The organism is Rhodospirillum rubrum ATCC 11170 (assembly GCF_000013085.1).
GTDB classification, from domain to species: Bacteria; Pseudomonadota; Alphaproteobacteria; order Rhodospirillales; family Rhodospirillaceae; genus Rhodospirillum; species Rhodospirillum rubrum.
Genome location: NC_007643.1, coordinates 1,677,684 through 1,702,781, shown reverse-complemented (window position 1 = coordinate 1,702,781; position 25,098 = coordinate 1,677,684). Strand labels below are relative to the sequence as shown.

Here is a 25,098-nt window from a genome sequence, read left to right as displayed (position 1 = left end):
GCATCTGCGGGTGAGACGAAGCCAGCGGCGATCATCCCCCCTCGCCCGCGATGATTTTTATGGGGAACCGGTGGGTTTCATCGCCGAAGGTCAGCGCAGCACAACCAAAAGCCCGCCCACCTTGGTCATGCGAACGGGCAAGGTGCCGGTCAGGGCGGCCAAGACCCCCTCGGGATCGCTGACATCGAACACGCCGCTGACCCGCAGATCGGCCAGATCCCGTCGTGCCAGAAGGATCGGGCCCCGGCGATAGCGGTTAAGCTCGGCCACCACCTGTCGCAAGGCCGTGTCATAGAAAACGATCTGCCCGCGCCGCCAGCCGGTCACCGCCGTGGCGTCGAAGGTGTCGATCGCCCCCACGGCGGTTTTGCCCACCACCGCCTGTTCGCCCGGTCGCAGGATTTTGACCTGGCCGGCGGCGTGGGCGGGGCTCAGCTCGACCCGTCCCTCGCTCAGGCTGACCCGGGTGCCGGCCTCGTCGATGCGCAGATTGAAGCGGGTGCCCGTCACCGTGACCGTGCCGTCGCCGGTTTCGACGACGAAGGGTCGGCGCGCGTCATGGGCGACCTCGAACCACGCCTCGCCGCGAAACAGCCTCAGCCGGCGGTGATCGCCGCCCATCGCCACGGCCAGGGCGCTGTCGGTATTCAGGGCGACGACGCTGCCGTCGGCCAACACCAGGGATCGGCGTTCCCCGGGGGCGGTCACGTCATCGGCGCGCAGGCTATCGATCAGCCCTTGGCCGCGAGGGGCCAGGACCAGCCCGAGGGCGAGGACCACCGCCAAAGCGACCCGTCGCCCGGCCGAGCGGCGCCAGATGATCGGCGGACGCCTTTGGCGGCGGACCATCAGGGCCGCGCCGTCGGTGGCCAGGGCGGCGGTCGGCGCTTCAAGGGCCGCCCACAGCCGCTCGGTCTGGCGAAAGGCCTCGGCCTTGCGGGGATCCTCGCCAAGCCACAGCGCGAAGGCCTTGCGGTGGCGGTCGTCCTCACGCAGGCGGGCATGCCAGATCGCCGCCTGCTTCAAAAATTTTTCCGGAAGGGCCCCGTCTCCGGGCCCGCCACCTTCGCCTGCCATTTCTCTTCGCCCCCTTCCTCCAAGACGATCGGCACCCCCCGATCCCCTACCCCACCGGGTGGATTTGTTTTCTCAGGGGCTTCGTCCGGCGTCGATCATGCGCTTGCGGCAATGGACCATGGCGCGGGCGATGTGCTTTTCCACCGCCTTTTCCGAGATCCCCAGGCGGGCGGCGACCTGCTTCATCGTCAGGCCGCGGCCGCGATAGAGCAAAAACACGATACGGCATTTCTCGGGAAGTTCGGCGACGGCGCGCGACAGGATCGCCAGTTCCTGGCGGGCGGCGACAACGCGGTCGACCGCCGGCTCGGCGCTGGGAATATCCTCGAGAAGGGTCTCTTCGCAAAGCCCGCGGGCCCGGGCGCCATCGCGGCGCAGGTGATCGATCGCCAGATTGGCCGCCATCCGGTAGAGATAGGCGCGCACGTTGTCGGGCATCGCGATCTCGGCCGAAGCCGCCCTGACCCAGGTGTCTTGCACGACATCGGCGGCAAGGCTGGGCGATCCGGTCCGCCGCACAATAAAGGCCTTGAGATCATCGTAATAGGTCTCGACGGCTTGCGCCAAAGACCCGAAAGGCCGCTCCGCACCCAAGGTCCCGCTCCCCTCCTTCAACCGGGCGACCATAGGGGTTTTGAGAATTATTCGCAAACCTTTGGGCGGGGCCCCTTATGAAAACGCCGCCGTGGAGAGGGCATCCCCACGGCGGCGCGACGCGACTCCTTAACCCAGAGTCACACTTTGGAGGGGATGTGGATCGCCGCCTCGTGTTCGAGCGGCAAAAGCGCCTTGCCGCCGCCCTTCAGCGCCAGGGCCAACCGGTCGCGGTCGAGTTCGCCTTCCCACTTGGCAACGACGATGGTCGCCACCGCATTGCCAATGAAATTGGTCAGGGCCCGGCATTCCGACATGAAACGGTCGACGCCGAGGATCAGCGCCATGCCGGCCACCGGCACCGAAGGCACCACCGACAAGGTGGCGGCCAGGGTGATGAAGCCGGCGCCGGTGATGCCGGCCGCGCCCTTGGAGCTGAGCATCGCCACCAGCAGCAGCAGGATCTGGTCTTGCAAGCTGAGATCGATGTTGGTCGCCTGGGCGATGAACAGCGCCGCCAGGGTCATATAGATATTGGTGCCATCAAGATTGAAGGAATATCCCGTGGGCACCACCAGCCCGACCACCGACTTCTTGCAGCCCGCCCGCTCGAGCTTTTCCATCAGGGTCGGCAGGGCCGCCTCGGAGGAGCTGGTACCGAGGACCAGCAGCAGCTCTTCCTTGATGTAGCGCAGCAGGGCCAACAACGAGAAGCCGTTGTAGCGGGCGACGAGGCCCAGAACGACAAAAACGAACAGCCCGGACGTCAGATAGAAGGTGCCGACCAGCATCGCCAGATTGGCGATCGAGCCGATGCCGTATTTGCCGATGGTGAAGGCCATGGCGCCGAAAGCGCCCAGCGGGGCGGCCTTCATGACGATGGCGACCAGCCGGAAGACCACCTGCAAAAGCGGATTGAGCAGGTCAAGCACCGGCTTGCCGCGTTCGCCGACGGTGGCCAGGGCGATGCCAAACAGCACGGCGAAGAACAGCACCTGCAAGATATCGCCCGAGGCGAAGGCGCTGATCGGCGTTGACGGGATGATGTTCATCAGGAAGCCGACCAGCGACTGGTCATGGGCGTGGCTGGTATAGGTCTGCACCGCCTTGGCGTCGAGCGAGGCCGGGTCGATGTTGAGGCCCGATCCCGGATGAACGACATTGGCGACGATCATGCCGATGATCAGGGCCAGGGTCGAAAACGACAGGAAGTAGATCATCGCCTTGCCGGCGACCCGGCCGACCTTTTGCATATCGGTCAGGCCGGCGATGCCGGTGACAACGGTCAGGAAGATCACCGGCGCGATGATCATCTTCACAAGCTTGATGAACGCATCGCCCAGCGGCTTCAGCGCCGACCCCAAATCGGGGTAGAAATGCCCAAGCAACACGCCGGCGACGATGGCGACCAAAACCTGAACATAAAGGATCTGATAGAACTTATGGGGTGTGCGCGGCGGCGCCGCGGGCACAACGAAGGCCATGGTAATCTCCTCCCACGGACGTCGGCGCTTGTTGGGGGGTTACGCCGTTGGATCCGAGGCTGCTGGGGTGATCGGGATCGCGGCTGCGACCCCTCCTTGATCCGCCTTACCGCAATCTCCATGCCAGCCCTTTAGCAGCCGCAGCATTCTGCTAAATAGCTGAAATATCACCAAAAGATATCGATGACCCGGGATTGGACTAGACAACGCGTGCGGATTCCCGGACAATCGATGCCCAAGAAATGCGAATTTCCGCACAGAGCAGGACGCCACGAGCCGTGACAACGCAGGCGCTATCGCCGGGCCGGGCCAGCCGGTGGCCCAGGCTTGGCTGGCGGCATTGGGCCGCCCTTGCCCTGGCGCTTTTGGTGCTGTTTGGCCTTGACCGCCTGTCCCAGGCCGGGGCGCAAAGCTGGACCCTGTCCCATGCCCGCGATGCCGCCAGGGCGGCCTGGACCTCGCGCGCCGCCGTCTTGCAAAGCGAGATCGAGAAGCAGCGCTCGCTGCCCCTGGTGCTGGCCAGCGATCCCGATCTTGGCCGCGCCCTGGAAAGCCGCGATCCGGCCCATATCGCCGCCCTGAACGAGAAATTCGAAACCCTGGCGGCGGGCACCCGGGCCGGGGTCATCTATCTGCTTGATCTGGGCGGGGTCGCCATCGCCGCCAGCAACTGGCGGGCGGCCGACAGCTTCGTCGGTTCGGATTACGGCTTTCGCCCCTATTTCCGCTTGGCGCTTGACGAAAGGGCGACCGAGCATTTCGCCCTGGGCACGGTCAGCCATCGCCCGGGGCTTTACATCGCCCGACGCATCGACGGCGCCCGGGGCCCCTTGGGCGTTCTGGTGGTGAAGGTCGAGTTCGAGACCATCGAGGCGCAGTGGCAGGGCTTTGCCGAACCAACCTTCGTCACCGACGCCCAGGGCGTGGTCATCATCACCAGCCTGCCCTCCTGGCGCTTTCTGGCCGAGATCCCGAAATCGGCCGAAGAAAGCGCCCGCATCCGCGCCTCCCTGCCCTTCGAGAAAGCCCCGTTGACGCCGCTGCCGATCCGGCGGGCCGACGCCGTCGGCACCGTCGTCGTCGCCCTGCCGACCTCCCGGGCCGACCGCGCCAATGAAAGGCCCTTCGTGCTTGAAGCCGGACCCCAGCCGGCGACGGCCTGGACGCTGCATGTCCTGGCCCCGGCCCGGGTTCCCGCCGCCGTGGCCGCCGCCGCCCGCACCTTCGCCTTGATGCTGAGCACCGGGGTGATCTGCGGGTCGGGCCTGTGGTATGCGCGCTCGCTGCGACGGGCGCGCGAAAGGGGCCGCCAGCGCGCCGCCCGCATCGAACTGGAAGAGCGCGTTAGCGAACGCACCGCCGAGCTGCGCAGCGCCAATGACCGCCTGCTGACCGAGATCGACGAGCGCCGCCGGGCCGAGGCCGCCTTGCAAGACTTGCAAGACGAACTGGTTCAGGCCCGCAAACTGGCCGTTCTTGGCCAGATCGCCGCCAGCGTCGCCCATGAGATCAACCAGCCGGTGGCCGCCATCCGCACCTTCGCCGACAATGCCCGCATCTTCCTGGCCCGCGCCCAGCCCGAGGGCGCCGATCACAACTTGCAAACCATCGCCACCCTGACCGAACGCATCGGCGCCATCACCGGCGAATTGCGCGCTTTCGCCCGCAAAAGCCCCAGCCGGGTCGAACCGGTGTCGCTGCGCTCGGCCATCGATGGCGCCCTGTTGCTGGTTGGCCATCGCCTGCGTCAACAGGCCGTCACCCTGGGCGTTGACATCGCCGAGGGCGATCTGACGGTGGCGGCCGAACGGGTTCGCCTTGAACAGGTGCTGGTCAATCTTTTGCAAAACGCCGTCGAAGCCCTGGCCGGCCGGCGCGACGGGACGATCCGCATCGCCGCCATCGCCGATCGGGCGCGGGTGACCGTTACCGTGTGCGATAACGGACCGGGATTATCCCCCGATGTCGTCGGATCGCTGTTCATGCCCTTCACCACCACCAAGCCGACCGGTCTTGGCCTCGGGCTGGTGATCGCCAAGGACATCATCGCCGAGTTCGGCGGCAGCTTCACCGGCGAGAACGCGGCAAGCGGCGGGGCGCGGTTCACCATTACCCTGGCGAGGCCCCAATGATCGACGTGGCGTTTATCGACGACGACGACACCATGCGCGCCGCCAATGTCCAGGCGCTGACCCTGGCCGGACTGACCGTCGCCCCCTTCGCCCTGCCCCACGAGGCCCTGGCGGCGATCGACGGCGCCTTTCCCGGCGTCGTCGTGACCGATGTACGCATGCCGCGCATCGACGGGCTGGAACTGTTCCGCCGGCTGCGCGCCATCGATCCCGATCTGCCGGTGATCCTGATCACCGGCCACGGCGATATCGCCATGGCGGTCGATGCCATGCGCGAGGGCGCCTATGATTTCCTGGCCAAGCCCTATGCCGCCGACCGGCTGCTGACCAGCGTCCGCCACGCGCTGGACAAACGCCACCTGCAACTGGAAAACCGCGCCTTGCGCCGCGCCGCCGAGGCGGCCAGCGAAAACCTGCCGCTGCTGGGCGACAGCCCGAGTATGGAGCGCCTGCGCAAGACCCTGCGCCAGATCGCCGATGCCGATGTCGATGTGCTGGTCGAAGGCGAGACCGGCGCCGGCAAGGACGTGGTGGCCAATGCCCTCCACCGTTGGAGCCGGCGCGCCGCCCGGCCCTTCGTCGCCGTGAACTGCGGCGCCCTGCCCGAAACGGTGATCGAAAGCGAACTTTTTGGCCATGAGGCCGGGGCCTTCACCGGCGCGGTGAAAAAACGCGTCGGCCGCATCGAGCACGCCCATGGCGGCACGCTGTTCCTTGATGAGATCGAAGCCATGTCGCCGGGCCTGCAGGTCAAGCTGCTGCGCGTTCTGGAAACCCGCGAGATCGCGCCGCTGGGCACCAACGACATCCGCCCCGTCGATATCCGCGTCGTCGCCGCCACCAAAACCGACCTGCCGACCCTGGTCCGCCAGGGGATGTTCCGCGAGGATCTCTATTATCGCCTGCATGTGGTGTCGCTGCGCGTGCCGCCTTTACGCGATCGCCGGGCCGATATCGTGCCGCTGTTCGCCCATTTCCTCGACCGCGCCGCCAAGCAGTTCGGCCGCGCGGTGCCGGCGATCGGCGAGGCCGAACGCCGCCATCTGCAAACCCACGACTGGCCGGGCAATGTCCGCGAACTGGCCCATTTCGCCAAACGCGTCGCGCTGGGCTTCAGCGATGAGCCCGACCAAGCCGACCCGATCGGCCAGGACGAGCCGCTGCCCCGCCGGGTCGACGCCTTCGAAGCCGCCCAGATCCGCAAGGCCCTGGAAGCCACCCAGGGCGACGTGCAAGCCGCCTGCGAGGCCCTGGGGCTGCCCCGCAAAACCCTGTACGACAAGCTCCGCCGCCACGCCATCGACCAATCGGCCTATCGCCCGACCCCGGGGTGACAAAGTTCCCAACCGGCGCGAACCCCAAGCCTGCGCCAAGTCGCCGCCAGGATCGCGCTAACGCCATCCCCTTGATCGGCCAACATTGTTTCCACCCCCTTCCCCGCCCCTCCTCTTTTGAGGCCCTTCCTCCCCCCCTTTCGCGCCCCACCCCCACTTTCCTTAAGACAACCAGTCCCTTACACTCCGGGGAGTCGCTCCCTCACGGGGGCGTGGATTGAAACCCAACGGGTGGGGGGAGGACGCCGAGCCGGGGGTCGCTCCCTCACGGGGGCGTGGATTGAAACGCGGCGATTGCGGCCTCTTCTACGGGCACCCAACGTCGCTCCCTCACGGGGGCGTGGATTGAAACCCGAATGTAGGCGATCTGCGCAGCCACGAACGGCGTCGCTCCCTCACGGGGGCGTGGATTGAAACCATCGGAAAACGGTCGGCGGGCAAGTCCGCCGTGTCGCTCCCTCACGGGGGCGTGGATTGAAACTGGCGGTACCGGCGCACCCGGGCCACGTCCTGCGTCGCTCCCTCACGGGGGCGTGGATTGAAACTGAATAAAACGCGGTTTTAGCGGCGCTCTTCTCCGAGTCGCTCCCTCACGGGGGCGTGGATTGAAACCCGCGCTGCTCGTCAGTGAGCACAATGCCCTGTGTCGCTCCCTCACGGGGGCGTGGATTGAAACGCTGGTCGCCGCGTAGGTTCCGTCTGGCTCCAAAGGTCGCTCCCTCACGGGGGCGTGGATTGAAACCGACCGGGCCGGGGGCTTGGCGCAAGCCTTGGTGTCGCTCCCTCACGGGGGCGTGGATTGAAACTGGCGAAGGTCACGGCGCTGGAAGCGCGTACCTCGGGTCGCTCCCTCACGGGGGCGTGGATTGAAACATGCGCGGCCTGGGCCAAAAAATGGGCGACGCGCGTCGCTCCCTCACGGGGGCGTGGATTGAAACGTCAAAGTCCGCCTCGACCAAAGGCGCGCTCCCAGTCGCTCCCTCACGGGGGCGTGGATTGAAACGATCTCCCCGACCTCAACATAGGTCAGAGCCGAGGTCGCTCCCTCACGGGGGCGTGGATTGAAACCCCCATCCCCGACGAAAATGCTCGTCGTGTGGCGTCGCTCCCTCACGGGGGCGTGGATTGAAACCTTGGCCGGCTGCGGGCGCTGCTCCCGGCTTAACGGTCGCTCCCTCACGGGGGCGTGGATTGAAACAGCGGTCAAGCTCGGATGCTTGAAGAGGCTGTTGTCGCTCCCTCACGGGGGCGTGGATTGAAACGGCCGCTGGCGTCTCCATGACCACAACGGCCTGCGCGTCGCTCCCTCACGGGGGCGTGGATTGAAACCTCGGGGCACAATCATCAAACCACATGCGATTGTCGCTCCCTCACGGAGGCGTGGATTGAAACTAAGAATTGCTTTTGCAAATCCTCAGAGAAAAGAAAGTCGCTCCCTCACGGGGGCGTGGATTGAAACGCGCCAAGCCTTATCGGACTTTTCCGTTCCATCGTCGCTCCCTCACGGGGGCGTGGATTGAAACTGCCTGCGAGAAGCCAAGCAGCTCGCGGCGTATGGTCGCTCCCTCACGGGGGCGTGGATTGAAACCCCGCGTTTGACGGCGGCGGCGACGTCCGGGTTGGGTCGCTCCCTCACGGGGGCGTGGATTGAAACTCAACGTCCCTGGCGCACTGACCATCCCCCGCGAGTCGCTCCCTCACGGGGGCGTGGATTGAAACGCCCGCGTCGGCGGGCTAAATCGAGTACCCGTTGTCGCTCCCTCACGGGGGCGTGGATTGAAACACGGTGCGCGCGCAACAGATCGTCGACCGCCGCGCGTCGCTCCCTCACGGGGGCGTGGATTGAAACTCTCGCTTCATCCGCCGCGCCTGCGCGAAAAGAGTCGCTCCCTCACGGGGGCGTGGATTGAAACCCGGAGGACCGGGGCCTCGCGATCATCGCTAAAGTCGCTCCCTCACGGGGGCGTGGATTGAAACCACTCCCCGGACCTGTCTCCGGTCTGGCCGGAGGGCGTCGCTCCCTCACGGGGGCGTGGATTGAAACCTTTATGTGCTGATGCAGGCCGGCCTGCTGGTCGTCGCTCCCTCACGGACCTGCGGATTGAATCCTTGGCGGAGGAAACCTAAGGGGCTAAGCGGTTTCCCCTTCCCGCCCGTTATCCCGGGCGAAAGCGCCTTCCGCTTGGCCGGATTTTGCGCTACCTTATATTTGCTCACTTTGAGCATAACGCGCTTCGGCGCGGAGGACCGGTGGCTTTCGCGAGGGACCGATGACGGGATTGGAGATGCCTTTCGCCTCTGACCGTGCCGCGACGACGCTTGCCGATCTGTCGTGGTCGGCCGAGGTCGAGCGCGAGAGCGCGGCGCTTTATGAAAAGGTGGCGCGGGTGGTGCCGCCGGTTGAATGGCGGGTGTTCGCGCCGCTAATCCTGGCGATCAACGCCCTGAAGGCCGAGCGCGGCGCCGTCATCCTCGCCCATAGCTATCAAACGCCCGAGATCTACCATTGCGTCGCCGATATCGTGGGCGATTCGCTTCAGTTGGCGCGCCAAGCCGCCGAGGTCGAGGCCGATATTCTGGTGCAATGCGGCGTGCATTTCATGGCCGAAACCGCGAAGCTGCTCAATCCGACCAAAAGGGTGCTCTGCCCCGATCCGGGCGCGGGCTGCTCGCTGGCCGCCTCGATCACCGCCGCCGATGTCCGGGCGTTGCGCCGACGCCACCCCGGCGTGCCGATCGTCGCCTATGTCAATACCTCGGCGACGGTGAAGGCCGAGGTTGATATCTGCTGCACCTCGTCAAACGCGCTCGCCGTGGTCGAAAGCCTGGGGGCGCCCCGGGTGATCCTGGTTCCCGATCGTTATCTCGCGACCTATGTCGCCTCGCAAACCACCGTCGAGATCATCGCTTGGCCGGGGGCCTGCGAGGTTCACGAGCGCTTCACCGGCGAGGACATCGCCCGCTACCGCGAGGGGGATGGCGATCTGCGCATCATCGCCCATCCCGAATGCCCGCCCGATGTCATCGCCGCCAGCGATTTCACCGGCTCGACCTCGGCGATGATCGCCTGGGTCAGGGCCAACCGGCCGCGCCGGGTGGCGCTGATCACCGAATGCTCGATGGCCGATAATCTTGCCGCCGAGATGCCCGAAACCGACTTCGTGCGCCCGTGCAACCTCTGTCCGCACATGAAAAAGATCACCCTAACCAAGATCCTCGCGTGCCTGCGAACCCTTGGCGGCGAGATCACCATCGATCCGGCCGTGGCCGAGGGGGCGCGGCGGTCGGTGAGGCGCATGATCGATCTGGGGAGTTGAGGACATGGCCAGCGTTTCGCCCGACGCGCCGGTGGTGATCGTCGGCGGTGGTCTGGCCGGGCTGTTTTGCGCCCTGAAGCTGGCGCCACGCCCGGTCACCCTGGTTGTCGCCGCCCCCTTGGGCCAGGGCAGTTCCTCTGCCTGGGCCCAGGGGGGCATCGCCGCCGCCCTGGGCGACGACGACAGCGCCAGCGCCCATGCCCGCGATACCATCGCCGCCGGCGCCGGCCTTGTCGATCCGCTGAGCGCGAGCATCCTTGCCGGGGAGGCCGGGGCGCGGATCACCGATCTTCTTGGCTATGGCGTGCCCTTTGATCGCGACGCCGCCGGCCGGCTTGTGTTGTCGCGCGAAGCCGCCCATTCGGCGCGGCGCATCGTGCGGGTGCGCGGCGATGGCGCCGGGGCGGCGATCATGGCCGCCCTGATCGGCACGGTTGGCCGCACACCCTCGATCCGGGTGATCGAAGGCGTGGCCGAGGGGCTTCTAAGCGATGGCCAAAGGATCGGCGGGATCGTGGTGCGCCCCCGCCCCGACGCGGCGGCCGAGGCCCTGGCGGCGGGCGCCGTCGTGCTGGCTTCGGGGGGCGTCGGCGCCCTCTATGGCGTCACCACCAATCCGCCCGAGGCTTTCGGCGGCGGCTTGGCGATGGCGGCCGAGGCCGGCGCCTTGCTCGCCGATTGCGAATTCGTGCAGTTCCACCCCACTGCCCTCGCCGTTGGCCTTGATCCGGCGCCGCTGGCCACCGAGGCCCTGCGCGGCGAGGGGGCGATCCTGGTCGATGCCCAAGGCCGGCGCTTCATGACCGCCCTCGACCCCGCCGCCGAGCTTGCGCCGCGCGATGTGGTGACCCGGGGGGTGGCGGCGGCGATCAAGGCCGGCAAGGGCGCCTTCCTGGATGCCCGCACCGCCCTTGGTGCGGCCTTTCCGCAAGCTTTCCCAACGGTTTACGCGGCCTGTCGCGCCTCGGGGATCGATCCGGTCCGCCAACCGATCCCGATCGCCCCCGCCGCCCATTATCACATGGGTGGGGTGCTGACCGACAGCTTCGGCCGCACATCGATCGACGGGCTGTGGGCGGTTGGCGAGGTCGCCTGCACGGGGGCCCATGGCGCCAATCGTCTGGCCTCGAACTCCTTGCTCGAAGCCGTGGTCTTCGCCGCCCGGGTGGCCGGGGATGTGGGCGCCGCCCCGCTCCGCCGCGGCTGGCCGCCGCCGGCGCCGCCCGACCTTTCCCCCCGCCCCCCACCGGCCGAGGACGCCGCCGCCATCACCCGCCTGCGGGCAACGATGAGCGCCCGGGTCGGCGTGATCCGCGACGGCCAGGGCCTGGAAAGCGCCCTGGCGACGATCGAAACCATCGCCGCTGGCGCCCGCTCGCCCCGCCTGCGCGCCATGACCACCGCCGCCCGGCTGATCACCGCCGCCGCCCTGGCGCGGCGCGAAAGCCGGGGCGCCCATTTCCGCGCCGATTATCCGGCGACCGATCCGGCGCAAAGCCACCGCGCGACGGCGCCGTTTGGCCCCTTGCGCACCGTTCCGCCCCACCCCGCCCAGAGCCTGGGGGAGGGTCTGGCCGCACCCCCGATGGAGACCCGCTCATGAGGCCGAACCACCCCGTTGCCGCGCTGTCGCCCTTCGCCATCGACGAGGCGGTGCGCCGCGCCCTTGCCGAAGACCTGGGGCGAGCCGGCGATATCACCTCAACGGCCACCATCCCGGCGGCTACCCGGGCGCACGCCCGCTTCGTCGCCCGCCAACCGGGCATCCTCGCCGGCCTCGGCTGCGCCCGCAGCGCCTTCGCGCTGCTTGATGATACCGTGACCTTCACCACCCCCCTTGAGGATGGCGCGGAAATCGCCGCCGGCCAGACGGTGGCCGAGGTCGCCGGCGCGGCGCGGACCATCCTGGCCGCAGAACGCACCGCCTTGAATTTCCTGGGTCATCTGTCGGGCATCGCCACCCGGACCCGGCGCTTTGGCGATGCCATCGCCCACACCCGGGCCCGGTTGACCTGCACGCGCAAAACCACCCCGGGCCTGCGCGGCCTGGAGAAATACGCCGTGCGCTGCGGCGGCGGATCGAACCATCGCTTCGGTCTTGATGACGCGGTCTTGATCAAGGACAACCACATCGCCGTGGCCGGTGGCGTCAGCGCCGCCCTGAGCCGCGCCCGGGCCGGCGTCGGTCATATGGTCCGGATCGAGATCGAGGTCGACACCTTGGAACAACTGGCCGAGGTGCTGGCCGTGGGCGGCGCCGAGGTCGTGCTGCTTGACAATATGGACGCCCCCACCCTGACCCGCGCCGTGGACATGGTGGCCGGGCGGCTGGTGACCGAGGCTTCGGGCGGGGTGAGCCTGGACACCATCGCCGCCCTGGCCGAAAGCGGTGTCGATTACATCTCGGTCGGCGCCCTCACCCATTCGGTGACGACGCTCGATATCGGCCTGGATATCGTCGTCGCCCCCCCGAAAGCTGAGAGAGCTTAATCGTCGTCGTCGTCGCGGTCGCCATCGGCGGCGGCTTTCAGGCGAACAAGGTTGGGGATGGTGTAATGGCCGCGACCCTGGCGCGAGATATAACCTTCCTTGATCAGGCTGTTGAGCGCCGTCGAGGTGGTTTGGCGTGACGAGCCGATGAGATTGGCGATTTCCTCGACCGTGAAATCGACCGAGACGATGACGCCGCCCTGGGTCTGGCGTCCGGTGGTATTGGCGTGATCGATGAAAAAGCCGGCGATGCGCTGCTTGATGTCGTGGAACATCAGGTCTTCGATGGTGCGCATGCACGAGGTCAGCGCCCGGCCGAGGATGGCGATCAGCCCCCAGGCCATCGACGGACAGGTCTGTAGCTTTTGTTCAAAGGTGCGGATATCGGCGAAGCGCACCTCGGTCCGCTCGGTCGCCTCGACCAGACAGCCCGAATGCATGCAAAACATGTCGCCCGAGGTCAGGTAAAACAGGCTGATCTCGCGCTCCTCGCCGACCAGATAAACCCGCAGGCGACCATCGACAACGACGAACACGCCGTTCTCGTCGCCTTCTCCGGTGCAAACAAGGCTGCCCTTGGCGTGGATCTTACTGCGGAAACCGCGGAAAAACGTCTCTCCGTCGGGGCTCAACAGGACATTGGCGATGTTGAAACGAGGCGGCATACAAGTCACCACGGTCTTGGGGGAAGATCTTCGCGCTTAGGTCTATAAAACCGATGAATCTCGCCTCTTTCGATAAACGGAAAAACGGCTGTTATCTTGTATCATAGATACGCCGTTACAAGAGATCATCCGCGCCATCAAGGGTGATCATGGCAATGACAATGGTCGTGGGCGTGGTCATGGGAATGGCCGTGGGCGTGGTCATGATCATGGGAATGGGCGTGGCTGTGGAAAGGACTATGGACGGCCTCGGGGCTTGCCGGGGCCGGCGCTTCGCCGTCCAGATCGCGCAAGACCGCGTTCAGCGAGGCGCGGGCCACCGCCATATCGGCCAGGGCCCGATCGATCAGGGCGCCAAGCCGGGCGTCCTCGGCCAAAGCGTCGCGCTGCACCCCGATTTCGCCCATGTGACCTTCAACGTGGTCCAGGAAATGCGCGAGGTAGATCCCCAGCCTTTTGCGGCCGCGTTCGGGGCTCTCGGTCATCGGTTCTGCTCCTCGATAAGGGAAATCACGCCCGAGCGCAAATCGACCCGGCCGATCGCCAGCCCGGGAAAGGCGTGCTCTTCGTCAAACAGCGTCGTCACCCTCACCGCTCCGCCCTCGGCGCGAACCTCAAGAACATCGCCGATTTCGACGCGGCCGCCATCGGCCTTGGTCAGCACCACTTTCGCCATGCACATTATGAAACGCCTTGGGTTGGGCCGACGCGCTCCAGCAAGGCCGCCATCAGGGCGTGGGCCTTGTCGCGGCAGGCCGGGCTAAGATCGTAGCATGACAGGCCGGCCTGATCGGCGGCCTGGATGGCGCTGTCAAAGGGGATCGAGCCCAAAAGGTCGAATTGGTCGGCGCGATCAAGGATGAAGCCGACATCGACGGGCGAGGCCAGCTTGTTGGCGATGTGGCAGATCGTCTTGATCCCCAGATCGCGGGCCAGACCTTCGATCTGGGCGGCGGTCTGCAGGCTGCGGCTGCCCGGCTCGATGACGATCACCAGCAAATCGACGGCTTCGATCGTGCCACGGCCGAAGTGCTCGATTCCGGCTTCCATATCGATCAGCACGCATTCCTTGCGCTTGGTCAGGATGTGACGCAGCAGGGTGCGGACCAGGGCGTGTTCGGGGCAAACGCAGCCCGACCCGGCGTGGTTAACCGTTCCCATCAGCAGCAGCTTGATCCCGGCATGGTCGACACAGAACTGCTCGGGGATATCATCGACCCGGGGGTTCAAGATGAAATGGGTGCCCGTCGTCTCGCTCGCCCCGGTGCGCTCGCGCGCCAGACCGGTCATCTTCGAAATCGGCAGAAGCGCGCTTAAACGCTCGGCCGGAACGCCGATGGCCGAGGCCAGATTGGCATCGGGATCGGCATCGATGGCCATCACCCTCCACCCCTCGTCGGACAAGGCGCGGGCCAGCATGCCAACGATGGTCGACTTGCCAACCCCGCCCTTTCCCGTCACCGCGATCTTCATGGCACCCTCACCGATAAGAAAGAGAGGGGGCGAGGATCAACTTCCCCGCCCCGGGGTCGTTAAGGTCTTACAGGCCAAGCCCGGCGCGACGCTCTTGAATGGCGGCGTAAAGCTTGTCCCCGGCGCTTTTGGGGTCGGTATCAACGATGAAATAACCGCCCACCAAGTCCTTGGCCGTTTCGGTCACCAGCTTGGTCACGATCTGCGAACCGATGACCGGAGGCACCGAGCCGACATGGGTCGGCAGACCGATGGTCACCGCCCACGAGCCGATGGCCAGGGCCTTCTCGCTCATGCATTCCGGCGCGCTGGCGACCAGCGGCAGATCCGAGAGATCGACGCCCAGCTTATTGGCCAAAGCCGTGGCCAAAGCCACCGCCCGGCTGTTATCGACGCAAGAGCCCATATGCATGACCAAGGGCAGCGGCCCCCCCAGGCCGGCGGCGGTGCCGATGGCGCTCAGCACCCCCTTCAACCCCTCGCCAGCGTATTGGGTGGTCGCCTCGGAGGTCATCAATCCGGCCTTGGCGAAGGCGCCGGCGGCGCAGCCCGTCGCCAGCACCAGCACATTGCGCTTGGCCAGGGATTTGGCGAGATCGACATAGGCGCTGTCTTGCTGAACCTTGGTCGTGTTGCAGCCGACGAACAGCACGATACCCTGGATATTGCCGTTGACCACATTATCGACCAGCGGCTTCAGCGGATCGTCCGCATTGACCTTGGCCAGGGCGGCGACGACGGCTTCGGCGCTGAAGCCGACGATCGACTTCTGCTTGAAGGCGGGAATGGCGACGCGGTTGGGATCGCGCCGGCCAAAGGCGGCGATCGCCATGCGGATAATCGTCTTGGCGGTCTCCACCGCCTTGTGCTCGTCGAAGGGCACATGGGTGGCGCCACTGATCTTGTTGTGTTTGTCGGTGGTGATGATCTGGGTGTGGAAGCATTCGGCGATGCGCGGCAGCGACGGCATGATGCACTGGACATCGACGACCATCGCCTCCAGGGCGCCGGTCAGGATCGGCAATTCCTGCGACAGGTAGTTAGTGGCCAGCGGCACGCCGTGGCGCATCATCACCTCATGGCCGGTACAGCAGATGCCGATGATGTTGATGCCCTCGGCCGCGCCGGCGGCGATCGCCTCGTCGCGCAGATCGGCCGCCACATCGCAAATGATGTCGCTGAGCATCGGGTTATGGCCGTTGACGGCGATATTGACGGCCCCGCGCTTCATGACGCCCAGATTGGCGGCACTGACCACCGGCTGGGGCGTGCCAAACAGGGCATCGGACAGCTCGGTCGCCAGCATCGAACCGTCAAGATCGGCCATGGCGACGCGCAAGCCGCCCAGGATCAGATTGGTGGGATCGGCATCGCAGCCCACATGGGTGCGCGACATCGTCTGCGCCACCGAAGCATCGATATTATGGGGCAGCAGTCCCAGATCACCCAAGCGCTTCACCCGACGCGGCGTCAGCGACGCGGCAAGCCAAGCGCAAGGTTTGTCGTAATCCTGGTTCTGGAAGTCACCCAGGGTGATCGCCGCCAAATCGCCCACGATCGCCAACAGACCACGGCCCTCGGTGGCCACGCCCAGGGTCTTGGCGATGGCATAGAGCTTGGCCTCATCGCGGATCGAATAATCGTGAAGCTCGCCTTGTGAAATATGCTGCATGGCCAGGGCGATGTGGCGGCCGTGCTCGGAATGGGCGGCGGTGCCGGCGGCGATCATGCGCACCAGATGGCGGGCGACGATGGTGTCGCGGTCGGCGCCGCAGACGCCGTACTTCGGGCCTTCGCCAAAGGGATCGATGCGACAGGGGCCCTTCAGGCAGATGCGGCAACACAGGCCGGCGCTGCCGAAGCCGCATTGGGGCTGCTGCTTTTCGTAGCGATGCCAAGCGGTTTCGATGCTGTTGGCCTCGGCCAAATTCAACATTTCGGTCGCGCAGGCGTCGGAGGAACAGTGGGCGCAGTCGTGATGGGTCATCACTGCGATTCCTTGGTGCTTAGAATTGGACGCGCATATGGCGGTGCGACTTGGCGATCTCGCGGGCCCGGGCCTCGCGCAAGGCGATCCGATAGGCGTCGAGATCGACCATGCGGATGGCCTTGGTCGGGCAAGCCTCGACACAGGCCGGAGCCGTCTTGCCGGTGCTGGCGCGCCAGTCGACACACAGATCGCATTTCTTGGCGACGCCCCGGTTGGTGCAGGCGCCCTGCTCGACGACCGTTTCCGAGCGCACGGTGATCGCCCCGAAGGGGCAGACCATCACGCAGAGCTTGCAACCGATGCAGTGCTGCTCGACGATCTGAACCTGACCATCGGCCTGACGACAGGCGCCGGTCGGGCAGGCGAAGGTGCAGGGCGCATCCTCGCACTGCCGGCACTGCATGGGCATCGCCGTGCCATCGACGCTGACCACCTTGTTGCGCGCATGCAGCGGCAAATTGGCGGCAATCGCCTCGATCATGTCGTGACCGCCACTATGGGCGACGGCGCAAGCCAACTCGCATGAATGGCAGGACAGACAATGATCGGGATTGGCGTAGATGATTACATTTTCTTTGATTGGCGGCATTCGTACTGCCCTCCACGCATTGATTACCACGTCAAAACAACGCATTTGCCTTTTTAGACTGCACTGTCTGCAACAATCATTCCCTGGAGCGAAACGCTGTTCTCAGACGCGTAATTTACAAAGTCATCTCGTGAATTAACGCCACCCCTGTTCGGGGTTTCCTTAAAAAACGAGACGAAACAAAGACTTCGCCGATCAAAAACCACGGCCGGCGGGTGCTTCGTCGCCCTTCAGACCGGGCCGGGCCTTTTGCCCCTGGCGCCGAGTAAGCGACAAAAAGCCCGGCCCCGTCTGTCGGCCAGATGACAGTTATCCAGAGTTTTTATGGGGGTATGAAAAGACGCCGAAGGACTCGGCAAAATCCCCACGAAGCGTTCATCGCCATCGCGGGGATTTATCAAGAAAAACCAGCAGAACTAGAAGATGAGAACGCTTCTCTGTCTGGGGCGTTCAGCGTTCCGTACAGGAGATGCAGGGATCGATGCTGTTGACGATCAGCGGGATATCGGAAATCCGCGCCCCGGCCATCATCACATTGAGCGCATCCCAGTTCATATAGGTGGGAACGCGCCATTTCAGGCGTTCGGGCCGGTCGGTGCCGTTGGTCTTCAGGTAATAGATCAACTCGCCGCGCGGCGCCTCGGTCTTGGCGACCGCCTCGCCAGCGGGAATGGGCGGCACCGGCCCCGCCTTCGTCGGACCGTCGGGCATGTCGCGCAGGCATTGGCGGATCAGCCCGATCGAGGTCAGGGCCTCTTGCCAGCGCACCATGGCGCGCGACCACACATCGCCGTGCTCGCCCAGGGCCATCTCGAAGTCCAGACGATCATAAACCGCATAGGGCGCCTGCTTGCGCACGTCATAGGCATGGCCCGAGCCGCGCGCCACCGGCCCCATCAGGCCATAGTCCACGCAATCGGCCGCGCTCAGAACGCCAATGCCCCGGGTGCGATCAACGATCGACGGGTTGGTCTGATAAAGCGGGATGATCTCGTCGCGCAGCGTTGGTTCAAGCTTATCGAGCTGACCGATGAAATAATCGCGCCCGTCCTTATCAAGATCGTATTTGACCCCGCCGATCGCCATGGCGGCGATGTCCATGCGATTGCCAAAGACCGCTTCCTTGGTGTCTTGCATGATCTCGCGGGCTTCCATGACATGCATGAACAGCGAATCAAAACCGACGATATGGGCAAGGATGGCGACGTTGAACATATGCGAGGCGACGCGCTTGGTCTCGTCGGCGATCACCCGCAGATATTGGGCGCGCGGCGGCACCACCATGCCGGTGATGCTTTCCAGGGCCATGCAATAAGTTTGCGGATGGCTGTTGGAGCAGAGCGAGCAGACGCGCTCGGTCAGCACGATATTTTGATAGATGTTGCGCTTGGTCGCCAGGTATTCGATGCCGCGATGGACATGGCCGGCGGTGATATCGACGCTGACCACCTTCTCGCCATCGACCTCGATGCGGAAGTACATCGGCTCTTCAAGGGCCACATGCAGCGGGCCGACGGGAATGGTATAGGTGCTCATTTCGCCTCCTCGGGCATGACCGTCAGGCTTTCCCACAGCATCTTGGTGCTGGCGGCATTGGCCAGAACCGACAGCGGGATCAGCCGCTCCATCGCTCCGCCTTCGATGCTTTCATCAAGGAACAAACGCTTGGCGTCGGCGCGGTCCTTGACCTCGATCTTGTAGAATTCCATGAACTCGCGCTCGTGCCAGTCGGCATTGCGAAACAGCGTCATGATGGAGTCGATCGATCCACCGCTGACCACCCAGACCTTGACGGTCACGGTGTGACCGGCGATGTCGAAATGATAGGCCACGATGTTGCCACCCCGGCCGTCATCGGCCAGGGCGGTGATCATGCTGAGGCGGGCGCCGATCGCTTTCAGACTGCGGGCGGCGGCCAGCAGATCGCCGGCTTCGGCCAGGGTCAGCCAGACCGACATCGGCGCGCCGGCGGGCTCCTCGATGGCGAGTTGGCCGTTGAGGGCCTTGACCGTGACGCGCACCAGCTCTTGCGGCGTGGGATGAGGGGTCATTGGATATCTCCTGAGACACTGGCTGAGCGGCGGCAGTCCGGACACAGATGGCGCAGATGCTCGCTACGCGGGCTCACCTTTTTGTAAGCCAGACGCATCAGGGCATCGGCGGTGGGAAGCATCTTCGTCCCACAGCCCGAACAAGCGGCATAAGCGACAAGGGCTTGATCGGTCAGGCGATACTTGTCTGCCTGCAAATGCGACAAATGCCAGTCATTGCTAAGTTTTATCGCCTTGGTCAGGCAATAGTGGGAGCACAGGCCGCAATTGACGCAGGTGTTGTGCCAGATCATGAAGCGCAGCCCCTCGGGCCGCTCCTCGAAGCGGATCGCCCCGCCCGGGCAGACGTGCTCGCACATCTTGCAGCCGACGCAGGCGGTCTCGTCAAAGGTCACCTTGCCGCGATAGGCGGCGGGGGTGGGGCTATCGGCGGTCGGCAAGGGCTCGGTCGACGGGCCCTTGAGCAGGTTCTTCATCAAGATGGATAGAAATGCCACGACGCCCTCCTAGATCCGACCGGCCCAAATTTCGATGGCTTTGGCGATCCCCTCGATGATCGCCTGGGGGCGCGGCGGACAGCCCGGCACGTTGACATCGACGGGCAGATAACGGTCGATCGGGCCGACGATGCTGTAGCTTTCCCGGAACACCCCGCCCGAGATCGGGCAAACCCCGATGGCTACGGTGACCTTGGGATCGGGGATTTCCTCATAGACCCGCAGCACCTTGTCCTTGACCCGGGCGGTCAAAGGGCCGGTGACCAGCACGATATCGGCGTGCTTGGGGCTGCCGCAGTACTGACAGCCAAGGCGTTCGACGTCATAGCGCGGAATGCAGGCGGTGGTCGCCAGCTCGACATCGCAGCCGTTACACGATCCGGCGTTGATGCGGTAAAGCCAGGGCGACTTCTTGGACATACGCGAAAGAAAATTCATGGCCGTCATCCCTCACAGGTTCATTGCCACCAGGGCAAGGCTGGCGATGCCCAGAAGCTCTGGCCATTTCAGATAAAAGATCACCGCCTGATCGATGCGCATCCGGCCGACGGCGGCGCGCAGCACCGACACCCCGCAGACGGTGATGACCAGGCATTTCAGGGCGAAGACCACCAGCCCGAAAAGGCCCTCGGGGCCATTGGGGAAGAACAAAACGATGCCCAGGCCGATGACGACGACGGATTTGACCGCCGAGGTCAGCTTCAACAGGCCAAGGGCGACGCCGGAATATTCGATCAACGGCCCTTCCAGCACCTCGGATTCCGCCTCGGGAATATCAAAGGGCGAGATGCCGAGATTGGCCGGAATGAAGGCGATATAGGTCAGCACCGCCGGCCACATCCACGGATCGAACAGATAGGCGCCGTGGGCTTGCTGGTAGCGCACGATCTCCGAGAGCGACAGGCAGATCGGCTGGCCAAGGGCCGCCCCGGTCTTCAGCGCCACGCTGACGATGACCAGCAGGATCGGCCCCTCATAGGCCAGCATGATCGCCATCTCGCGCGAAAAGCCGATGCCGCCGAAGGGCGACCCCGAAGCCGATCCCGCCAGCATCAGCATCACCGCCGGCACCGAGAGCAGGTAAAACAGCACCAACAAGTCGCCGAAGGCCGGGCTTGGATCATAAAGCCCGGGGATCGGGATCATCGCCGCCGCCACGCCCATGCTGGCCAGCCCCAGCAGCGGCACCATCAAAAACACCACCAGATTGGCGTTCTCGGGCACTAGGGTGCGCTTGGTCATCAGCTTCAGCACGTCATAGAACGGCTGGAGCAAGGGGGCGCCCACCCGGCGTTGCAGCCGGGCGAAGACCCGCCGGTCAAAGCCCTTGAGGGCGAGCCCCAGGGTGATGGCGAAGATCCCGCCGGGAAAGACCACCGCCGCGAACAGCACGGACAGGGTTTGAACAAGGCTATCAGTCATGGGCGCGGCCCTCGGGCGAAGTCTTGGCGAAAAGAACCTTGCGGATCAGGCGATCGGGTGTCTCGTACAGACCCGAAGCCGGGACATGCATGGCGGAAGCGGCGATGTCGCTAACGCCGCAGCTATGCGTGGTGCTGGCGGCGCGGTGGCGATAGCCATCGCGGCAATAGAGCCAGCCGATCAGCCCGACGGCCCCCAGGGCCAGGGTCAAGGTCAGCGGATGCCAGCCGCCGGGACCGGGCAGACCGCCCAGCCAGCTGGCCTCGATCACCGGCAGGCCCAAAGCCGCCTGGATCCGGGAAATCGGCACCAGCGCCACACCGGGGAAGACGCCGACGATGACGCTACCGGCCGCCAGCAGCCCCATCGGGATCAGCATGACCGGCGGCGCCTCGCGCATCGTCGCCGCCGCTGGCGACAGCGGGCCAAGGAAGGCGCTATGGGTGAACTTCAAAACGGCGGCCAGGGTGAACAGGCTCGACATCAGGGCCGCCATCGCCAGCAGGTAATGCCCGCCCTGGAAAGCGCCCTGATAGATCAGCCATTTCGAGGCGAAGCCGTTGAAGGGCGGAATGCCCGACAGCGACAGCCCGGCGAACAGGAACAGGCCGAAGGTGATCGGCATTTTGCGCCCCAGTCCACCCAAGTCATCCAGGCTGTGGACATGGGCCTGGGCCAGGATGCAGCCCGCCGCCAGGAACAAGATATCCTTGAGCATCATGTGGTTGACGAAGTGCATCAAACCACCGGCGACGCCCAGCGCCGAGCCCAGCGACAGCCCGAGCAGGACATAACCCAACTGGCTGACGGTGCTGTAGATCAGCAGCCGCTTCACGCCGTTTTGCACCACCGCCATGGCGCCGGCATAAAGCACGGTGAGGGCGGCGATGACCTGCACGACCACCAGCGGATCGGGCATCCAGGCCCCCAGGCCGGCGATCCGCGCCAAACCGCCCCCCGCGCCCAAGGCCACCATTATCTTCAGCACGCCATAAGGGCCGACCTTGAGCAGCACGGCCGAGATATAGCCGCTGACCGGGGTCGGCGCCGGCGCCGGATGCATCTGGTAATCAATGCGCAGCGGCAGCTGGGCGGCCTTCATCAGCAGACCGGCCAGGATCAACCCCGCCGAAACCGCCAGCCAGCCCACCGGCATGCTCAGCGCCGCCTGGGGCAGCAGGGCCATCTCGAAGGTGCCGGCCTTGGCCGCGAGGATGGCAACGCCCAGGAACAGGAAGCTGGCGCCAACAAAGTTAAAGATGAAGTACTTGGTGCCCTCGTCCAGGGAGTCCTTGGTTTCTTCGTGGATGATGACCAGATAAAGCGTCCAACTGCTCATCACTTCCCAGAAGGCGAAGAAATTGAACAGATCGTCGCTGGCGGTGACGCCAAGCAAGCCGCCGATCATCATGACGAAAAAGAAGAAGAAGCGGTTCTGGGCATGGCCGTGAGCCATATAGCCGATCGAGTACAACAGGTTGATGGCGCCGACGACGACGATCAGCGCGGCAAACCAGAACGACAGCAGATCATAGCGCCCGGACTGAATCAGGATGCCGGCCAAGGCCAGAGCCATCACCGCCACCGACAGCGAGCCGGCGACCACCGTCGAGCGCTTACCCAGGATATAAACGACCACCGCGCCAACCACGGCGATCAAGGCGGCCAACGACCACTCCATGCGCAGCGGCGGCAAGGCGGCCAGCGGCAGGCCGCCGCGCGCCGACAGCGTCTCGACCACCGGCATGACCACGCTCAAGGCCGCATCGGGATAAACGCCGGTGAACACCACGACGCCAGCCAGGGCGCCGAGCGCGATCCGCATGGTCAGCGGCGCCTCAACGACTTTGGGACCCGTATAGGGCTCGAAGAACACCGCGCGCAGAACCCGGGCGTAGTACAGGGCGCCGATGACGCTGCCGACCAGGATAACGGCGGCGACGCCGACCTGCCCGGCCTCGACGCAGGCATAGATCATCAGGAATTTGCTGACGAAGCCGCCGAAGGGCGGCACGCCCATGATCGCCAGCAGGCCGATGCCCAGACACAAACCGGTGAAGGGCATCACCTTGCCGAGGCCCTTGAGGTCATCAAGGCTTCGCCCGGCGCTGCGCAGGATCAGGGCGCCGACGGCGAAGAACAGCATCGTCTTCATCACGGCGTGATTGGTGACGTGGAACAGGCCGCCGGCCAGGGCCAGCGATGTGCCCACGCCAAGCACCATGGTGATCTCGCCGATCTGGGCCAGGGTCGAATAGGCGAGCAGGCGTTTGATATCGGTCTGGCGATAGGCCTGGACCTCGCCCAGCAACAAGGTGATGCCGCCAAGCGCCACCAGAACGGCGCCGGGAAGGCTGAGGCCGGCGAACAGGCCGAATTGGCCAAGCGCGCCGACGCCAAAGATCCCAAACAGCAGCTTGACCATGCCCAGGATGCCGGCCTTGGTCAGAATGCCCGACATCGGCCCGGAGATCGACGACGGCGCCACCGGATGGGCCTCGGGCAGCCAGCTATAAAGCGGAAACAGCCCGGCCTTGGCCATGAAACCGATCAGGAAGGTGGCCAGCACCACCCCGGCCAGGGCCGGCGACAGCGTACCGATGCACGGGGCGATCTCGCTGATCTCGAAGGTGCCAAGCTGGGCATGGAGCACCAGGATGCCAAAGTGCATCACATAGGCGCCCGAGGCGCAGATCAGGAAATACTTCATGCCGGCCTTGAGGGCCTTGGCCGTCTGCTCATGGATGACCAGCAGATAGGACATCCAGGTCATCAGTTCCCAGAACAGATAGAAGTTGCCCAGGTGATTGGTGGTGGCGACGCCGATCAGCGAACCGATCATCAGGAACAGGAAAAAGAAATAACGGTTCACCCCGTGACCATGCTTCATGTAGCCAACGGAATAGACCGTCACCGCCAGACCGATGGCGGCGAAGATCAGGGCGAACAGGCCGCCAAGATCGCCGCTCTCCAGGCGCGCCGCCACTAGGGCCAGGGTGGCGGTCGCCAGAGCGATCGCGCCGACGGCGCGGGCCTGGGCCGAAAAGCGCCCAAACAGGAACAAAGCGAAGCCGCCAACATAGGGCAGCAGCACCGGGGCGTCCCAGATCGTCTCGAACTCGGGCAGGCCGTGGTGGTCGGGCAGACCAACGGCATTGGCCGCCAGCATCAAGAAGGGATCGGGATCAAGGCTCATCACCACGGTGACCAGCGCCAGCACGACGATGGGCAGTTGACCAACCGGGATCTGGAAGAAGGGGATCGGCTTATCGCCAAGGATTCCATGGCTTTGGCGTTGGAAGCACACCTGTTGGATGGTGTGGATGTAATAGAAGGCGGCGATGATGCTGGCGACCGTTCCCACCGCCGCCAAGCCCCAATAGCCGTTCTCGATGGCGGCATAGAGGATGACGAATTTGGAAAACGATCCCTTGAACGGTGAAAGCCCCATCACCGAGAACAGGCCGAAGCCGAACATCAGCGATACGAACGGCATCCGTTCGACGCTGCCGACCAGGGCGTCAAGCTTCGACGATCCGCTGCGGCGGATCAGATGCCAAGCGGCGACGACGACCAGCGCCCGCATGATCGCCTGATAGCCCAGATGCATGACGGCACCGGTCTCGCCGGCGGCGGTGCCGATGCCCAGCCCCATCAGGACATAGCCAATTTCGGCGATCGTCGAATAGGTCAGCATCCGCGCAAGGTCGCGGACGTTGCGCAGCGCCAACCCCTCGCCGATAAGCATGAGGGCTGCACCAGCCCAGGCGAGCGCGGATATATCGGCCATGGGGACTCCCCGTCTTTTGGAGACCCGTCCTTGCGACGGGGCATGAGTGAAGAACGGGAGTACGCCACCTGGGCGGAAAATTCCGTCACTTGGCCGACACTCGTCATGCTGTTTACGGAGCGCTGGGTCGCCCGGCTTATCGCCCGTGGCCTCGGCAAAGCTCGGCCGCCCCATATTGTGGACATTGCGATAA

At 65.0% G+C, this 25,098-nt stretch carries 20 protein-coding genes and 1 CRISPR repeat array; of the genes, 5 read left to right on the top strand and 15 right to left on the bottom strand.

Annotated features, from left to right (window positions below; all coding sequences use genetic code 11):
• Positions 1–90: 90 nt before the first annotated feature.
• The 3 genes from RRU_RS07480 to RRU_RS07470 all read right to left on the bottom strand — a co-directional run bounded on the left by RRU_RS07480 (position 91) and on the right by RRU_RS07470 (position 3,155).
• Entirely contained in the window at positions 91–1,026 is a 936-nt protein-coding gene (locus RRU_RS07480) for a FecR family protein (RefSeq protein ID WP_237703845.1), read from the bottom strand.
• Between the two features lie 123 nt (positions 1,027–1,149).
• The gene (locus RRU_RS07475) at positions 1,150–1,671 is read right to left on the bottom strand and encodes an RNA polymerase sigma factor (RefSeq protein ID WP_011389192.1); all 522 of its coding nucleotides are present in this window, start codon (positions 1,669–1,671) and stop codon (positions 1,150–1,152) included.
• Between the two features lie 140 nt (positions 1,672–1,811).
• Positions 1,812–3,155 (bottom strand): dicarboxylate/amino acid:cation symporter, encoded by a 1,344-nt coding sequence (locus RRU_RS07470; protein ID WP_011389191.1) that lies wholly within the window; start codon positions 3,153–3,155, stop codon positions 1,812–1,814.
• A 278-nt stretch (positions 3,156–3,433) separates the two neighbouring features.
• Here RRU_RS07470 and RRU_RS07465 point away from each other — a divergent pair, with 278 nt between their 5' ends.
• The 5 genes from RRU_RS07465 (at position 3,434) to nadC (ending at position 12,428) form a co-directional block, all read left to right on the top strand.
• A complete protein-coding gene (locus tag RRU_RS07465) occupies positions 3,434–5,287 on the top strand; it encodes a sensor histidine kinase (protein ID WP_011389190.1) in 1,854 nt (617 codons plus the stop codon).
• Positions 5,284–6,621 (top strand): sigma-54-dependent transcriptional regulator, encoded by a 1,338-nt coding sequence (locus RRU_RS07460; protein WP_011389189.1) that lies wholly within the window; start codon positions 5,284–5,286, stop codon positions 6,619–6,621. The genes RRU_RS07465 and RRU_RS07460 overlap by 4 nt, the downstream gene beginning before the upstream one ends.
• A 193-nt stretch (positions 6,622–6,814) precedes the next feature.
• Positions 6,815–8,729: direct repeats of the CRISPR family, unit length 31 nt; unit sequence GTCGCTCCCTCACGGGGGCGTGGATTGAAAC.
• Positions 8,730–8,906: 177 nt separating this feature from the next.
• Complete coding sequence (gene nadA / locus RRU_RS07455; protein ID WP_011389188.1) at positions 8,907–9,938, top strand: quinolinate synthase NadA; 1,032 nt, start codon at positions 8,907–8,909, stop codon at positions 9,936–9,938.
• Between the two features lie 4 nt (positions 9,939–9,942).
• Positions 9,943–11,541, top strand: coding sequence for an L-aspartate oxidase (locus tag RRU_RS07450; protein ID WP_011389187.1), 1,599 nt, complete (start codon positions 9,943–9,945; stop codon positions 11,539–11,541).
• On the top strand, positions 11,538–12,428 hold the full coding sequence (gene nadC, locus RRU_RS07445; protein ID WP_011389186.1) for a carboxylating nicotinate-nucleotide diphosphorylase: 891 nt from the start codon (positions 11,538–11,540) through the stop codon (positions 12,426–12,428). Before RRU_RS07450 ends, nadC begins: the two co-directional genes overlap by 4 nt.
• On the opposite strand, the gene RRU_RS07440 is transcribed toward nadC, so the two are convergent.
• From RRU_RS07440 to RRU_RS07385, 12 genes are all read right to left on the bottom strand, one after another.
• The gene (locus RRU_RS07440; protein WP_011389185.1) at positions 12,425–13,093 is read right to left on the bottom strand and encodes a Crp/Fnr family transcriptional regulator; all 669 of its coding nucleotides are present in this window, start codon (positions 13,091–13,093) and stop codon (positions 12,425–12,427) included. The genes nadC and RRU_RS07440 overlap by 4 nt on opposite strands.
• 137 nt (positions 13,094–13,230) lie before the next feature.
• The gene (locus tag RRU_RS07435) at positions 13,231–13,578 is read right to left on the bottom strand and encodes a hypothetical protein (protein WP_011389184.1); all 348 of its coding nucleotides are present in this window, start codon (positions 13,576–13,578) and stop codon (positions 13,231–13,233) included.
• Complete coding sequence (gene cooT / locus RRU_RS07430; RefSeq protein ID WP_011389183.1) at positions 13,575–13,775, bottom strand: CO dehydrogenase nickel-binding accessory protein CooT; 201 nt, start codon at positions 13,773–13,775, stop codon at positions 13,575–13,577. Before cooT ends, RRU_RS07435 begins: the two co-directional genes overlap by 4 nt.
• Positions 13,775–14,566 carry a carbon monoxide dehydrogenase accessory protein CooC gene (locus RRU_RS07425; protein ID WP_011389182.1) on the bottom strand — a complete coding sequence of 264 codons (792 nt, stop codon included), beginning with the start codon at positions 14,564–14,566 and terminating at the stop codon, positions 13,775–13,777. The genes cooT and RRU_RS07425 overlap by 1 nt, the downstream gene beginning before the upstream one ends.
• A gap of 67 nt (positions 14,567–14,633) precedes the next feature.
• Complete coding sequence (cooS, locus tag RRU_RS07420) at positions 14,634–16,553, bottom strand: anaerobic carbon-monoxide dehydrogenase catalytic subunit (protein WP_011389181.1); 1,920 nt, start codon at positions 16,551–16,553, stop codon at positions 14,634–14,636.
• Between the two features lie 19 nt (positions 16,554–16,572).
• Positions 16,573–17,145: a 4Fe-4S dicluster domain-containing protein gene (locus RRU_RS07415; protein ID WP_011389180.1), complete on the bottom strand. Its 573-nt coding sequence runs from the start codon at positions 17,143–17,145 to the stop codon at positions 16,573–16,575.
• 450 nt (positions 17,146–17,595) lie between these two features.
• On the bottom strand, positions 17,596–18,681 hold the full coding sequence (locus tag RRU_RS07410) for a nickel-dependent hydrogenase large subunit (RefSeq protein WP_011389179.1): 1,086 nt from the start codon (positions 18,679–18,681) through the stop codon (positions 17,596–17,598).
• Entirely contained in the window at positions 18,678–19,196 is a 519-nt protein-coding gene (locus RRU_RS07405) for an NADH-quinone oxidoreductase subunit C (RefSeq protein WP_011389178.1), read from the bottom strand. The genes RRU_RS07410 and RRU_RS07405 overlap by 4 nt, the downstream gene beginning before the upstream one ends.
• Entirely contained in the window at positions 19,193–19,693 is a 501-nt protein-coding gene (locus tag RRU_RS07400; protein ID WP_011389177.1) for a 4Fe-4S dicluster domain-containing protein, read from the bottom strand. Before RRU_RS07400 ends, RRU_RS07405 begins: the two co-directional genes overlap by 4 nt.
• 9 nt (positions 19,694–19,702) lie before the next feature.
• The gene (locus tag RRU_RS07395; RefSeq protein WP_011389176.1) at positions 19,703–20,131 is read right to left on the bottom strand and encodes an NADH-quinone oxidoreductase subunit B family protein; all 429 of its coding nucleotides are present in this window, start codon (positions 20,129–20,131) and stop codon (positions 19,703–19,705) included.
• A gap of 12 nt (positions 20,132–20,143) precedes the next feature.
• The gene (locus RRU_RS07390) at positions 20,144–21,115 is read right to left on the bottom strand and encodes a respiratory chain complex I subunit 1 family protein (protein ID WP_011389175.1); all 972 of its coding nucleotides are present in this window, start codon (positions 21,113–21,115) and stop codon (positions 20,144–20,146) included.
• The gene (locus RRU_RS07385) at positions 21,108–24,905 is read right to left on the bottom strand and encodes a proton-conducting transporter membrane subunit (protein WP_011389174.1); all 3,798 of its coding nucleotides are present in this window, start codon (positions 24,903–24,905) and stop codon (positions 21,108–21,110) included. The genes RRU_RS07390 and RRU_RS07385 overlap by 8 nt, the downstream gene beginning before the upstream one ends.
• Between the last annotated feature and the right edge of the window lie 193 nt (positions 24,906–25,098).